Raw genomic sequence first — 14,682 nt, forward strand, 5'->3', positions numbered from 1 at the left:
GCCATGACTCCGGGTTTCGAAACAATGCCGACCGAAATTGCTGCACCGCCGGGCTGGCGGGTGGAAACGCGGACGCGGCTTTCGAGCATCTTCATCATCCTCTCGCTTGTCGCGGCGGCCGCGCTCGCCGCTGCACCCTTCATGGTGTCGCGCGGGGTCGTGCAGGATCTGTTCTTCATCCTGACGATGCTGGCGCTGGCGCAGAGTTGGAACCTGCTTGCCGGCTATGCCGGACTGATCTCGGTCGGGCAGCAGCTCTTTGTCGGCTCCGGCGCCTATGCGCTGTTCGGCTTCGTCATTCTTGCCGGTGTCGATCCGATCCTTGCCATTCCGCTCGCCGGCCTCTTCGCAATGCTGATCGCAGCGCCGGCCGCATTCTTTTCCTTCCGGCTCTACGGCCCCTATTTTGCGATCGGCACCTGGGTCATCGCCGAAGTCGGGCGGTTGCTATTCGCCCAGTGGAAGATGCTCGGCGGCGGAACGGGAACTTCGCTGCCGCGCGAAGCCACCAAGGATATGCTCGGTATCTCGGTGCTGCAGAACTGGTTCGGCATGCGCTCCGCGGCAGCGGCCGATGCGCTCACCTATTGGCTGGCGCTGGCTCTCGTCGCGCTGACGATCGGCTTCATCTATCGACTGCTGCGCAGCAAGCAGGGCCTTGGCCTTGCCGCCGTGCGCGACAATGAGACAGCGGCCCGTGCGCTCGGCGTCGATGCGCGGCGGCTGAAGATCCTTGTCTATCTGGCGACCGCTTCCGTGACCGGCATGGTCGGTGCGCTCATCTACCTGCAGAAGGCGCGCATATCGCCGGATGCCGCCTTCTCGCTCACCGACTGGACCGCCTATGTCGTGTTCATTGTCGTCATAGGCGGCATCGGCACCATCGAAGGGCCGCTCGTCGGCGTGCTGGTCTTCTTCCTGCTGCAGAATGCCTTTTCGAGCTACGGCTCCTGGTATCTCCTGGCGCTCGGGGCGCTTGCTATCGTCACGATGCTGTGCGCCCCACGCGGTCTGTGGGGTGTCATATCCAGCCGTACCGGTTGGGAACTCTTTCCGGTCCGTCGCCTGCTGAGAGGCGGATCAACGCTACATGATGAAAAGGGAGGGCCAAATGGCTGACATCACCACCGACGTTCTGATCATCGGTACGGGACCCGCCGGCTCGGCGACCGCGGCGCTGCTTGCGACCTACGGCCTCGAGCCGATGGTGATCAACCGTTATCGCTGGCTGGCAAGCACGCCGCGCGCGCACATCACCAACCAGCGGACGATGGAGGTTCTGCGCGATCTCGGTCGCGACGTCGAGGAGGAGGCCTATCTCTTCGCGGTCGAACAGGATTTGATGGGGCAGAATGTCTTCTGCACGGCGGTTGCCGGCGAGGAAATCGGCCGCATGCAGAGCTGGGGCAACCACCCGCTGTCGCGTGCCGAGCACCTTCTTTCATCGCCCGCCCACATGAACGACCTGCCGCAGACTTACATGGAGCCGCTGCTGTTCAAGACAGCCTGCTCGCGCGGCGCCCAGGCCCGCATGTCGACCGAGTATGTGAGCCATGTTCAGGATGCCGAAGGGGTCACGACCACCTGTCTCGACCGCTTGACCGGCAGGGAGCTGGTTATCCGCTCGAAATTCCTGATCGGCGCCGATGGCGGCAACTCCAAGGTGGCGGAGCATGCCAATCTGACCTTCGAAGGCAAGATGGGTGTTGCCGGCTCGATGAACATTCTGTTCGAGGCTGATCTCTCGCGCTATGTCGCCCATCGCCCGTCGGTGCTTTACTGGGTGCTGCAGCCCGGCGCCGATGTCGGCGGCATCGGCATGGGCCTTGTGCGCATGGTGCGGCCATGGAACGAATGGCTGATCGTCTGGGGCTACGACATCAATCAGCCCGCGCCTCAGGTCGACGATGCTTTCGCCACCAAGGTCGTGCGCGAACTGGTCGGCGTTGCCGATCTCAAGCCGAAGATCAAATCCGTCTCGACCTGGACTGTGAACAACATGTACGCGACGAGCGTGTCGAACGGTCGGGTGTTCTGCATGGGTGATGCCGTCCATCGCCATCCGCCTTCGAACGGCCTCGGCTCCAACACCTCGATCCAGGATGGCTTCAACCTCGCCTGGAAGCTCGCATTGGTCCTTAAGGGTCAGGCGGGCATGGCCCTGCTCGAGAGCTACCAGGCCGAACGTGCGCCAGTCGCCAAGCAGATCGTTACCCGCGCCAACAAGTCGATCGAGGAATTCGGCCCGATCTTCAAGTCGCTGGGTCTGCTCGATTCCGTCGATCCGGTGAAAATGCAGCAGAACATGGATGCGCGCTGCGATGATACCGCCGATGCCGAACGCCAGCGCACGGCAATCCGCGAGGCGATCGCCTATAAGGTCTACGAGTTCGACGCGCATGGCGTGGAGATGAACCATCGCTACGCTTCGAATGCCGTCATCAAGGACGGGCAGCCGGAGCCAGCCTACGAGAAGGATGCCGAGCTGCATTTCCAACCGACGACGTGGCCGGGCGCGCGGCTGCCGCATGCCTGGCTGTTCAACGACAGCGGCAGGAAAGTTTCGAGCCTCGATCTCACCGGTCATGGCGTCTTCACCCTGTTGACCGGTATCGGTGGTGACGGCTGGATTGCGGCGGCGAGGGCTTTGTCGAAGGAGTTCGGCCTGCCGATCACGGCTCATAAGATCGGCCCGAGGCAGGAATGGCAGGACCTGACGGGAGACTGGGCGCGCGCCCGCGAAATCCGCGATGCCGGCGTTCTGCTCGTGCGTCCGGACCATCATGTCGGCTGGCGTTCGCATGCCGCAGTCGCCGATCCGGAAAACGAGCTGCGTCGTGTATTGAGAGCAATTCTGGATCGGTGAGGCGACGATGAGCATCGAAGAAAAAGGCTATTTCACTGAGGAAAACTCTGTCGAGGTCGTCACCGGCCGCAACACCAATGCACGCGATGCGCGGCTGAAGCAGGTGATGGAGGTGGTGACCCGCAAGCTGCATGAGGCGGTGAAAGAGCTGGAGCCGACCCAGGACGAATGGATGGAAGCGATCCTCTTTCTCACCCGCACCGGTCACACCTGCACCGACTGGCGGCAGGAATTCATTCTGCTGTCGGACGTGCTCGGCGTATCGATGTTGGTCGACGCAATCAACAACCGTAAACCATCGGGCGCGTCCGAAAGCACGGTTCTCGGCCCCTTCCATGTCGCGGATGCGCCGGAACTGCCGATGGGCGCCAATATCTGCCTCGACCAAAAGGGTGAGGACATGGTGATCAGCGGCCGAATCCTCGATACTGAAGGCCGCCCGATCGAAAATGCGGTGCTCGACGTCTGGCAGGCGAACGACGAAGGGTTCTATGACGTCCAGCAGAAGGGAATCCAGCCCGATTTCAATTTGCGCGGTGTATTCCGCACCGGCAAGGACGGGCTCTATTGGTTCCGCGCGGTGAAGCCGAAATACTATCCGATCCCAGACGATGGTCCCGTGGGTAAATTGCTCGGTGCGCTCGGCCGTCACCCCTACCGACCTGCCCATCTGCACTATATTATCAAGGCGGACGGGTTTGAGACGCTGACGACCCATATTTTCGATCCCGACGATCGCTACATCCATTCCGATGCGGTCTTCGGCGTCAAGGAGAGTTTGCTGGCCGAATTCAAGCTGATGGACGACCCCACAAGGGCAAGGGAGCTCGGTTTCGCAGGATCATTCTGGCAGGTCGAGCACGATTTCGTGCTGGCGCCGGAACGAAAGCGAAAATAGTCCAGCCTCCGAGCTTTCGCGGCGCTGCAGGCGCAGACGAGCTCTCGGCATGTTTGGAGCGGTTGAACCGCTTCGGCCACCTGCGCGCAATCTGGCATTGGGATCTTTGGCAATTGGTCGGCGCCATTCTGGTCGCCGGCACCGATCCAACGGTTGACCCTCAATCACGCTTTGCCGCATCCCTCCAGGCGCGCTCGAACGGTAGGCGCCAGGCGTGCGGGGCAATGAGTTGGTGGATCGACTTCGGCCCCCAGCCGCCCTGGTCGTAGAGGCGTACGGGCGGCGGGTTATCGAGGAGAGATTGGGAAACCTCCCAGAGCCGCTCAATACCCTCGGCCGTAGTGAACAGCGTGTGGTCGCCGCGCATGGCGTCGAGGATCAGACGCTCATAGGCCTCCAGAACTTCGCCAATCAGGCCGGTTTCGCTCATGGCAAATTGCAGCGAGAGCTTGTCGAGCCGGAAGCCCGGTCCAGGGCGCTTGCCATAGAAGGACAGCGAGACCTTGGAGGCATCAGCAAGGTCGAAGGTAAGGTGGTCAGGGCCCTGTGCCCCCACGCCAGAGCCCGGAGGGAACATCGATTTCGGGGGCTCGCGGAATGCGATCGAAATAATGCGCTGCCCCTCTGCCATGCGCTTGCCGGTACGCAGGTAGAAGGGCACGCCAGCCCAGCGCCAGTTGTCGATGGCGCATTTCAGGGCGATGAAGGTGTCCGTGTCGCTTTCGGGATCGACGCCAGGCTCCTTACGGTAGCCGATGTATTGACCGCGCACCACGTCGCGCGGCTCAATCGGCAACATGGAGCGGAACACCTTGTTCTTCTCTTCCGAGATTGGCGCAGGCTCAAGGGCAGTGGGCGGCTCCATCGCCATGAAGGCGAGGATTTGGAAGAGGTGGGTCACCACCATGTCACGATAGGCGCCGGTGGTCTCGTAAAAGGCGGCGCGAGTGGAAAGGCCGAGCGTCTCCGGAACGTCGATCTGGACATGGTCGATGAAGTTGCGGTTCCAGATTGGTTCGAACAGGCCATTGGCAAATCGGAAGGCCAGGATGTTTTGCGCCGGCTCCTTGCCGAGGAAATGGTCAATGCGGAATATCTGCTTCTCGTCGAACACCTCGTGCAGCTTGTTGTTCAGTTCAACGGCACTGGCAAGGTCCGTGCCGAAGGGCTTTTCCATGATGATACGGGAGCGTTCAGTCAGCTCGGCCTGGGCGAGAAGTTGCACGGCCGGAAGGGCGGCGCTTGGTGGCACGGATAAATAATGCACGCGCCGCGTCTCGGCGCCCAGTGCTTTCTCGGCTCTATCGACCGCTTCCTTGAGAGCATTGGCGCCGGCAGCGAGCGGAACATAGTCGAGCGATGCGGCAAATGCTTCCCATTCGGACGGCGAGAACTTGCGAGTCAGGAATTTGTCCAGTGAGTCACGGGCGATGGTGCGGAAGGCATCGGCATCGATGTCGTCGAGCGAGACGCCGATAATGCGACATCCTGGGATGAAGCCCGCATTGGTGAGGTGGAACAGCCCGGTCAGTAGTTTGCGCCTTGAGAGATCGCCCGTCGCGCCGACGAGCACAACGACCTGTGGGTAGCCGGGGCCAACCCGAGTTGAATTCTTGCGCGCAACACTCATCCTCAAGCCTTCCGTTGTCGCTTGGGGATGGAGGTCGACCTCAGTTCCGCGCTGCCGCGAAGCGGCTATCTTCGTGCGTGATGCCATGACGTTGAAGCTCACCCCTCTAAGGTTAAATAGAGGCATGGATCGTGTAGCGGAGCAAGGGGGCGGCGATACCCTCTCGAAGTGCCTCGTCTTAGCGAGGTCCGTCGTTCCTTGTCGACTTTATTGATAACAATGTCCTGGCTCCATAGTCAGTAAGATGACCCAGCTCAGAGGCGCAGGGCGGTTATTGACAGCAAAACCAAAGCTGACAGCAGTCGTCGCTTCGATACAGTTGCCTTTGAATGCCGTTTGTCAAAGACCGAGTTTTGTAGTCGCTGACAATTCGAGAACAGCTCCTACGTCTATAGGTCAAAGCGTTGTGAGACTGAACACCTCTGGCGCCTTGCCGCGGTTCAGGGCATCCTATGACGGCTGAGAATTGTGTTTATGGCAGTTGGAGGAATGCCGATGCGCTGCTTTACCGTGCTTGGACCCTCGCAGACGGGAAAATCGACAGTCGTGGAAAGGCTCGGCTCGCTGGAGGGAACGCCGAGAAAATCCAGCTCCCCTTATGGACTGAACCTCACGGAATTCACCTTTGGAAACGAGGCGTGGTGCGCGCTTGATGCGCCAGGACCGAACGAAGCCTTGGCGCATGTGCAGCACGCGCTTCTTGCCAGCGACGCCTGCATCCTGTGCGTTTCATCGGCACCGGAGGAGGCTGTGCTCGCCGCGCCCTATCTGCGGATCGTCGAAGCCTCGGGGACGCCGTGCATCCTCTTCGTCAACCGGATGGACGAACCGAGAGGGCGGCTGAGGGACGTGATCGCCGCGCTTCAAGACTACGCCAACCACACGCTTTTGCTTCGCCAGATCCCGATCCGCGAGGGAGACAGGGTCATCGGCAGTTGCGATCTGATTTCGGAACGGGCGTGGCGCTACCGCGAAGGCCAGACTTCGGCGCTGATCGCAATCCCCGAAAGCGCTGCCGAGCGCGAGCACGAAGCGCGCAGCGAGCTGCTGGAACACCTGTCCGAATTCGATGACTGGCTTCTCGAGGAACTGGTCGAGGATCGCGAGCCGCCCAGCGACGCCCTCTATGCCATTTCATCGCGGGTTCTGAGCGAAAACAGGATCATTCCGGTCCTGATCGGTGCCGCAAGCCACGGCAACGGCATGATGCGGCTGATGAAGGCGCTGCGCCACGAGGCGCCGCCGGTCACGATTCTCAGACAGCGCCTGGCGCGTGCGGGCAATGTCGATGAAAACAAGCTGACCGCCGTGAGCTTCCATGCCTATCATCGTCAGAATATCGGCAAGACGGTGCTGGTGCGTGCGTTTGGCGAGGGACTGCGGCAAGGCGCATCACTGGGCGGCTCCAGCCTCGGCGCCGTGCAGGATCCTGCAAACGGACGGTCCAGCTCGGCGATCACGCCTGCACCGGGAGATGTCTTCGCGACGGTCAAGTCCGACCACTTGCCCGTCCCGTCGCTATTGACATCAGACGCGACGATCGCCCCGCCCGAATGGACCGAGCCACCGACGCCGATGCTTGAAAGGATCCTGGTCCCGGGCAGCGACCGCGATGAAAACAAGCTCTCCGAAACGCTGGCAAAACTTTCCGAGACGGATCGCGGTCTTGTCGTTTTGCAGGAGGAAGGCACGGGCGCCCAGCTCGTCCGCGCCCAGGGACCGGTCCATCTGCGCGATCTCTGCCGAACCCTGTCCGAGGTCTTCCACATCGAGGTAACCGATCGAACGCCCAGTCCGATCTACCGCGAGACGATCGCCAAGCCCTCCGAGGTTCACTACCGGCATCGCAAACAGACCGGCGGCGCCGGACAATTCGCGGATGTGAAGCTCAGCATCCGCCCCAACGAGCGCGGCCGGGGTTTCACCTTCAGCGAAACCGTCAAGGGTGGGGTCGTTCCGCGCAACTACATCCCTGCCGTCGAAGCCGGCGCGCGCGAAGCGATGGAGAAAGGGCCGCTCGGCTTCCAGGTCATCGATGTCGGCGTAACGCTGTTCGATGGTCAGCACCATGCCGTCGACAGTTCGGAACACGCCTTCAGGACTGCGTCGAGAATGGGAGTGCGACAGGCGCTATCGGAAGGGTCGGCGGTTTTGATGCAACCGGTGTTCCGCAGCGAAATTCACATTCCGTCGATCTATTCCGGCAGCCTCGTCCAGATCGTCTCCGCCCTCAAGGGTCAGGTTCTCGGCTTCGACCGGGATGAAACCGCCAAGGGATGGGACATCTTCCGGGCGCTTGTTCCGGGCAGTGCACTTGACGATCTGGCCCGGGCGCTGCGCTCGGCGACGCAGGGCATTGGTTACTTTTCCAAGACCTTCGATCACTTCGAGGAGCTATACGGCAAGGAAGCGGACGCCATCGTGAGGGCACACGAGGAACCAGGCGCCGCACACTGAAACCGTGGCGCCACTTCATGCTCGTTCGCAGAACGGGCTCATGTCGTTGCGTTAACCGGGTTGTTCCTCACTTTGTGTGGAGGGTGGTAGCATTCGGCCCTCGGCACCTGCCCGACCATACATTGCGCGCTTGAAGGGCTTGAGGCGGTCGATCTGGCCCTCGGCCTGTCCGTTGCTCCCAGGGCAGCTCGATGGCGTTGCTGACGGCATCGATGTCGCCTCGACTGATTGATTTCCGGGGAGCAGGGACTTGTTTCTTCAGGATCGCTGGCCTCGGCTGCTCAGACCATTGTTTCCAGTTTCATCCAGCCGTGTCCCCCCTGAAGTTCCGAAAATATCCCTTGCATTCGGAACCAAATGGTTCCATATAGCCCGCATGGCCAAACGCACTCAGACATCCCCCTCCGTTGGTCGCCCTCGCGAATTTGAACTCGATGATGCAGTTCGCAAGGCGATGGGCGTATTCTGGGAACGTGGATATCACGATGCGTCTCTTCCCGACCTGCTCGAAGGCATGGATCTGTCCAGAGGCAGTTTCTATAAAGCTTTTGTAGACAAGCGGGGCGTCTATCTCAGTGCTCTTGACGTCTATATCGAGGATGCCGTTCGCACGGTGGGCGAAACGCTGCATTCCAACCCATCGCCAAAAGGCGCAATTCGCGCAGCATTTTCGCAGCAGGTTCACTTTTCTTCCGGCAAAGAGGGATTGCGCGGATGTTTTGTTGTCTTGACAGCTGTCGAGATGCTTCCAGCAGATGAAGAAGTTTCAGCTCGAATTTCCCGCCTGTTTCGACGACTGCAGGACCTTTATGCAGCCACGATTATCAGGGCTCAAGCTGCAGGCGAAATTGATCCCGCGTTGGACGAGCGGACACTTGCGAGGTTCCTCGTCTGCCAGATCCAGGGCATGCGGGTCCTGGGCAAGGTAGGAGCGGATCGCGAGGAGACGAGGGCCATGATCGACTTTGCCTTAAAGGCGCTTGACTGACTTCAATTTGGAACTGAATGGTTCCTAAATACTGTCGTTGCGACCGCTTTTCGGCGGACGTTTACGGACTTCAAGGAGATAAATGTGGAACGTTCCTGCAACCCCGAAGACAAGCTCGATCCGCGCAGATGGGTCGCGCTGGTCATCCTGTTGGCCGGGGCTTTTTTGCCGCCACTCGATTTCTTCATCGTCAACGTGGCGCTGCCCTCGATCCGGGACGACTTCCGGGCTTCTGCATCGACAATGCAGCTGATTATCTCAGGCTACGCCACCACCTATGCGGTCATGCTGATCACCGGTGGCAGGCTTGGAGATCTCTATGGTCGCCGGAATGTCTTTCTCTCTGGAATGGTAGCGTTTGCCGCCGCATCCGCCTTATGCGGATTTGCCTGGTCTCCATCGGTGCTGATCGTCGGCCGGGTCCTTCAAGGCTTCGCTGCGGCAATCATGGCACCGCAGGCTCTGGCGTCAATAAATGCAATTTTCCCAGACCACGAAAAATCAAAGGCGCTCAGCTTTTACGCCCTGACATTCGGTGTCGCATCGATGGCTGGTCTGTTTCTCGGTGGAGCGCTGATTGCACTGAATATCTTCGGTCTTGGATGGAGGGCCATCTTTCTGATCAACCTTCCGGTGATCGCGATCGCCGCGCCCTCCGCCTCTATCATGTTGCGCGAAACCCGATCGGAGCACCCAAGCAAACTGGATCTGGGCGGTGCATTGCTGATTGCGCTGGCGCTTTTTGCACTGATCGCGCCGCTGATCGAGGGCCGGGAGCAGGGGTGGCCGATCTGGTTGCTTCTGATGCTTGCCGCTTCCCCGCTGCTTTTTCTGCTATTCTGGCGCCATGAGCGAAACCTGGAGGCGGCGGGAGGAGATCCCATCCTTGCACCGAGCCTGCTTGAAGTTCCGGGATTGAAGCGCGGGCTGATAGCTGCCCTATTTTTCTATTCGCTCGCAGCATTCTGGCTGGTATTCTCGGTATACGAGCAGAGCGGCCTTGGTCGCACACCTTTCGAGGCCGGGCTGGCGATCCTTCCCGCGGCAGTCGGTTTTGTCCTTGGCCCTTTCGCAAGCGAGCGCATCCTCAGCGTCTTCGGAAGATATTCCGCTGCCGTTGGCATGGGGCTGCAAGCTGGCGGCTTGTTTGCAACAGCGGCCCTGATCTCAAGTGATCATGCGCAATTCCTCTTTCCTGCGCTCTTTCTCATCGGGATCGGGCAGGGGATCGCGCTTCCAAACCTTTTGAAAAGTGTCGTGCAACGGGTCGGCAGAACAGAGTCCGGATTGGCCTCCGGCCTCGTCAACTCGATGCTTCAGATTGGCGGTGCATTCGCGGCGGCAGTCGTCGGCGGGTTGTTCTTCTCGATTTTGGGGTCTGCAACGGACGTCGATTCCATCGGCCGGGCGTACAGCGTCGCAGCAATCGCGATAGCAATCTGTCTTCTCGTCGCCGGATGGTTTTCCGCCGGCCTTTCATCGAACAAAGCGGTCCGGCGATGAACACGAATATTGCTGGGTTTAATCATTGGCTCGTCCGCTGACGGCGTGACCATTCATACAGTCTCGGTCGGTCACCGGCAGACCATCATTTCTCTACAAAGCGAAACGGAAACTTTGAGGTACCACGCCATGATTCATATTCATTCGCGCTGCAAAAATGGGAGACAATCAAGGAATATACACGCCTTGGAAATAGCGGCCTCTGTCGTTGGGTCTTCCTGACGACATGGTGTTGGTGCCGAGCTTGGCGGCAGGAGCGGGCCTGATTTCTGGTCAAGCGCCGGTTTGGCGGCAACAGACGAAACACGTGAATATGGAAAAAGCCTATGAAGACGATCGGCATACTTGGTGGAATGTCCGTGGCCTCGACCCAGATTTATTATCGTGAACTTTGCAGGCTTACGCGTGAGAGGCTCGGCGGACTGCATTCGCCGGAGCTTCTCATACGATCTGTTGACTTCGAAAAGATCGAAAAGCTACAGGCATCCTCCGATTGGGATGCGGCGGCAAATATCCTGAATGAAAAAGCCATTGCTCTGGAGCGCGGAGGTGCCGACCTCCTCATCATGGCGACGAATACCATGCACAAGGTGGCGGACAAGATCTTGGGCGGGGTGTCGATACCGTTCGTACACATCGCGGACGCAACTGCGACAGCTATCCTTGACAGCGGTTTTCGCAGGCCGGGGCTGATGGCGACCGCCTTCACGATGGAACAGAACTTCTATACCGATCGCCTGACCGCTCGAGGGCTGTCGCCAACAATTCCTGAGGCCGACGATCGAGCGGAAACCCATCGCATCATCTATGACGAGCTGTGCCGCGATGTTGTTCGCGAGGAAAGTCGCTCGACGTATGAACTGATTGCGCAGCGACTGATCGATCGAGGCTGCGACTGTCTTATCCTTGGGTGCACGGAGGTAGGGATGCTGCTGAACCAGGATAATGTGGGCGTCCGCGTCTTCGATACAACCCTGGTTCATTGCGAAGCCGCCCTTCGAGCTGCTTTGCAATGACGTGCCGCCCATTTTGACTATTCGACCGGCTTGCGAAAGAGTCCCGGGCAATGGTCAGACCTGTTCTCCAAGGTGCTGCTGGACCCACTTCACCTCTTCCGATGCGGTACGCCCGAAATGCCGTTTGAAATCGCGACTGAAATGCGCCGGGCTGACATAGCCAACTGAAGCTGCCACCTCCGCGATCGTCCCGCTCTGGCGGGCGATCAAAAGTCTCGCCTCATGCAGGCGCATCGCCTTCACGTATTGCATCGGACTTGAGCCTGTCAGGTTCTTGAAATGAACGTGGTAGGAAGGAACGCTCATGCCCACCTCTCTGGCCAGATCCGCGACGGCAACTTCGCCGGCGTAGTTCTGCCGCAGCCACGCCACGCTCTCAACCAGTTTTCCGGACGTCCCTTTTCGCTGTAGAGCCGCGATGACCGCGCCGCCTTGGGGGCCGACCATGACCCGGTACTGCAGTTCACGCAGGATGGAGTCTCCAAGCACGGCGACCTCGACCGGGCTGCCGAGAGCCGTCAGCAAGCGCAGCAGGACGTCTTCGATACCGCTATCCATTCTGCTCGAGAGGAGCCCTCTCGGCTTGGCGTCTGCGGGACCGGCAAGTTTTTCGACCTGCATGGCGATCTCAGCCGCCAACTGCATATCGAACTCCAGATAGACCGCTAGCAGTGGCCGCTGTGGACTGGCCTTGGACGTCATCCGGAATGGGACCGGCACCGAGACGGCAAGATAATGGTCCTCGTCGTAGAGGTAGACTTCCCCTTCGAGAATACCCTGCTTGCTCCCCTGCAATACGAACACGGCCCCAGGCTTGTAGAGGACTGGAATGTCGTTCAGCACCGCCTCGGTGCGCAGGATACGGACAGAACTGACCGCAGTTTGATTGTACCCGATACGCGGGGCAAGTTGTCCGGCCAGTGCGACGAGTCCTTCATGTGTGGAATGCCGTTTTGTGCCATTCATAGGATTTGACAACAATCTCAGAGAGTTCGCAATCGATCTACCTGTCCCTTGATATTATCTGGCACGTGCACGATTGATCAAGGAGTTTCGAAAATGTCGGGCAAGACCTTCTTCATTACAGGAGCGAATTCGGGCATCGGGCTGGCCATCGCCACTGCCGCCATCGAAGCCGGCCACACGGTCATCGGGACCGTCCGCTCCGAGGCCTCGCGTGAAGTGTTGTCAACCACGCTCCCCGCACTTCACCCGGTCCTTTGCGACGTCACCAATTTCGACCGCATCCCGGACGTGATTCAGCAAGCGGAGGAAGAACACGGCCCAGTCGATGTGCTGATCAACAATGCAGGATACGGGCACGAGGGCGTACTCGAGGAATCGCCGATCGATGAGATGCGCCGCCAGTTCGACGTGAACGTGTTTGGCGCCGTCGCGGTGGCCAAGGCTTTTCTTCCGAGGTTCCGTGAGCGCCGCCGCGGCTTTATCGTCAACGTCACGTCGATGGGCGGCATGATCACCATGCCTGGCATCGCTTACTATTGCGGCAGCAAGTTCGCGCTTCAGGGTATTTCCGAGGTCATGCGTTCGGAAATGGCGCCGTTCGGCATTCATGTGACAACCCTTTGCCCGGGCTCATTTCGGACAGATTGGGCGGGGCGTTCCATGATCCGCACAAAGAGGTCTATTGCGGATTACGACAGCCTGTTTGATCCGATCCGCGAGGCCCGACAGGCCGTGAGCGGCAAGCAGCTCGGTGATCCGCAAAAGCTGGCTGCTGCCGTTCTGAGACTCGTCGGTTCTGACAATCCTCCACCGCAACTTCTCCTTGGCAGCGATGCCCTCCGCCACGTCACAGCGCGGATCGATCGTTTGCAGGAGGAGATCGAAGCGTGGAAAGCCGTCACAGTTTCGACAGACGGATGACGGCAGAATGTTGAACTTTTTCCATTGACGTTCTGCCTACTAGAAGGTAGACAGTTCGCATGAGCAATCTTTCGACCACCTCCGACGATATCCTGGCCACCGCCCGAAACCTCATCATGAGCGGCGGCTACAATGGCTTCAGCTACGCCGATATCTCGGAGGTCGTCGGCATCCGCAAGGCCAGCATCCACCATCACTTCCCCAGCAAGGTCGACCTGGTGCGTGAGCTGGTCAAGCGTTATCGGGAAGATGGCCAGGCGAGCGTGGCGGCCCTTGAACAGAACGTTCCAGACGCATTGGACATCCTTAAAATCTATGCGAACCACTGGGCGAAATGCATCGAGGATGCGAGCAGACCTTATTGTGTTTGCGCCCTGCTTGCCAGTGAACTGCCATCCCTTCCACCGGAAGTCGCAACAGAGGTTACGGCATTCTTTCGCTTTATCTCCTCGTGGCTGACGTCGGTCATGGAGCGTGGCTCCAGGGAAGGCTCCCTGGACCTCACCAGTGAGCCTCACGTCGAAGCCGAAGCATTTCTGGCGACGGTATACGGCGCAATGCTCTCTGCGAGAGCCTACGGGAAGCCGGAGGTATTCAGCACAATACTGACGCCCGCGCTGGACCGAATGACCCCAACCGTTTCTCACTAATCCTGCGTGGCCAGGCTACTCAGGCAAATCGCGCCCTCAAAACTACCAACTAGTAGGAAGAATCGAATGAAGAACGTGTTCCCCGCCTTGGCCCTTGGGCTGACCAGCATTTTTTCTGTGACAACCCTTGCGGCACCCGTCTATGCCGAAGATCAGAAAGCCGCGCCGATCCATGTCCGCGGCAGCATCGTCACCTATGCGGGATCCACGCTCAAGGTGAAAACGCGCGAAGGCGAGACCGTCGATGTCGCCCTGGCCGACGACTGGAAAGTGGCAAGCGTCGCAGATGCCAAAGTCGCCGACATCAAGCCGGGTGATTTTGTCGGCATCGCATCCTTGCCAAAGGCCAGCGGTGGCGATGGCGCGCTCGAAGTCCTGATCTTCCCGCCGGCGATGAAGGGTCTTGGCGAAGGCAGCTACGGTTGGGATCTGAAGCCCGACAGCAGCATGACCAATGCGACGGTCGCCGATGCCGTCAAAGGCGTCGATGGTCGGACCGTCACCGTCACCTATCACGGCAAGGAAAAGAAGATCGCCATTCCGGATGGGACACCTGTCGTGACCATTGCTGCTGCAACCAAGGATGATCTCGTTCCCGGCGCCGTGGTCTTCATCACCGCCGAGAAATCTGCAGCCGGCCCCATCGCTCATCAGGTTGTGGTCGGCAAGAATGGCGTGGTTCCCCCCATGTAAAGCCACGTCGTCACTGGCCGGAGCAGCCGCCCCAATGCATCGGCCAGCGACTACAGATCGATGCTGCTTGATCTGCAGCCGTGAGATGTCACAG

General features: G+C 59.6%; 12 protein-coding genes. 10 read left to right on the forward strand and 2 right to left on the reverse strand.

Going from position 1 to position 14,682, the window contains the following annotated elements; all coding sequences use genetic code 11:
- The first annotated feature begins 3 nt into the window (after positions 1–3).
- From HJC00_RS14885 to HJC00_RS14895, 3 genes are read left to right on the forward strand one after another with little or no spacing between them, the layout of a single operon-like run.
- Positions 4–1,119, forward strand: coding sequence for a branched-chain amino acid ABC transporter permease (locus HJC00_RS14885; protein ID WP_210628792.1), 1,116 nt, complete (start codon positions 4–6; stop codon positions 1,117–1,119).
- Complete coding sequence (locus HJC00_RS14890) at positions 1,112–2,866, forward strand: FAD-dependent monooxygenase (protein ID WP_221146778.1); 1,755 nt, start codon at positions 1,112–1,114, stop codon at positions 2,864–2,866. Before HJC00_RS14885 ends, HJC00_RS14890 begins: the two co-directional genes overlap by 8 nt.
- A gap of 7 nt (positions 2,867–2,873) precedes the next feature.
- Positions 2,874–3,764, forward strand: a complete 891-nt coding sequence (locus HJC00_RS14895; protein WP_221164280.1) for an intradiol ring-cleavage dioxygenase — start codon at positions 2,874–2,876, stop codon at positions 3,762–3,764.
- 160 nt (positions 3,765–3,924) lie between these two features.
- Here the strand turns inward: HJC00_RS14895 and zwf are convergent, their stop codons facing one another.
- Positions 3,925–5,394: a glucose-6-phosphate dehydrogenase gene (gene zwf / locus HJC00_RS14900; protein WP_210628789.1), complete on the reverse strand. Its 1,470-nt coding sequence runs from the start codon at positions 5,392–5,394 to the stop codon at positions 3,925–3,927.
- 495 nt (positions 5,395–5,889) lie between these two features.
- On the opposite strand from zwf, the gene HJC00_RS14905 reads away from it, so the two are divergent.
- The 4 genes from HJC00_RS14905 (at position 5,890) to HJC00_RS14920 (ending at position 11,358) form a co-directional block, all read left to right on the forward strand.
- Complete coding sequence (locus HJC00_RS14905) at positions 5,890–7,851, forward strand: elongation factor G (RefSeq protein ID WP_221164281.1); 1,962 nt, start codon at positions 5,890–5,892, stop codon at positions 7,849–7,851.
- A gap of 454 nt (positions 7,852–8,305) precedes the next feature.
- On the forward strand, positions 8,306–8,839 hold the full coding sequence (locus tag HJC00_RS14910; protein WP_221164341.1) for a TetR/AcrR family transcriptional regulator: 534 nt from the start codon (positions 8,306–8,308) through the stop codon (positions 8,837–8,839).
- Between the two features lie 84 nt (positions 8,840–8,923).
- Positions 8,924–10,342 carry an MFS transporter gene (locus HJC00_RS14915; RefSeq protein ID WP_221164282.1) on the forward strand — a complete coding sequence of 473 codons (1,419 nt, stop codon included), beginning with the start codon at positions 8,924–8,926 and terminating at the stop codon, positions 10,340–10,342.
- Positions 10,343–10,668: 326 nt separating this feature from the next.
- Entirely contained in the window at positions 10,669–11,358 is a 690-nt protein-coding gene (locus HJC00_RS14920; RefSeq protein WP_221155409.1) for an aspartate/glutamate racemase family protein, read from the forward strand.
- 54 nt (positions 11,359–11,412) lie between these two features.
- On the opposite strand, the gene HJC00_RS14925 is transcribed toward HJC00_RS14920, so the two are convergent.
- Positions 11,413–12,339, reverse strand: a complete 927-nt coding sequence (locus tag HJC00_RS14925) for an AraC family transcriptional regulator (protein WP_221164283.1) — start codon at positions 12,337–12,339, stop codon at positions 11,413–11,415.
- Positions 12,340–12,417: 78 nt separating this feature from the next.
- Between HJC00_RS14925 and HJC00_RS14930 the strand changes: the two genes are divergently transcribed.
- The 3 genes from HJC00_RS14930 (at position 12,418) to HJC00_RS14940 (ending at position 14,588) form a co-directional block, all read left to right on the forward strand.
- Complete coding sequence (locus HJC00_RS14930; RefSeq protein WP_221155411.1) at positions 12,418–13,245, forward strand: oxidoreductase; 828 nt, start codon at positions 12,418–12,420, stop codon at positions 13,243–13,245.
- A 59-nt stretch (positions 13,246–13,304) separates the two neighbouring features.
- The gene (locus HJC00_RS14935) at positions 13,305–13,895 is read left to right on the forward strand and encodes a TetR/AcrR family transcriptional regulator (protein ID WP_221155412.1); all 591 of its coding nucleotides are present in this window, start codon (positions 13,305–13,307) and stop codon (positions 13,893–13,895) included.
- Between the two features lie 66 nt (positions 13,896–13,961).
- On the forward strand, positions 13,962–14,588 hold the full coding sequence (locus HJC00_RS14940) for a hypothetical protein (RefSeq protein WP_221146785.1): 627 nt from the start codon (positions 13,962–13,964) through the stop codon (positions 14,586–14,588).
- Positions 14,589–14,682 lie beyond the last annotated feature (94 nt).

It is taken from the genome of Rhizobium sp. NLR22b (assembly GCF_019685295.1).
Taxonomy (GTDB): Bacteria; Pseudomonadota; Alphaproteobacteria; order Rhizobiales; family Rhizobiaceae; genus Rhizobium.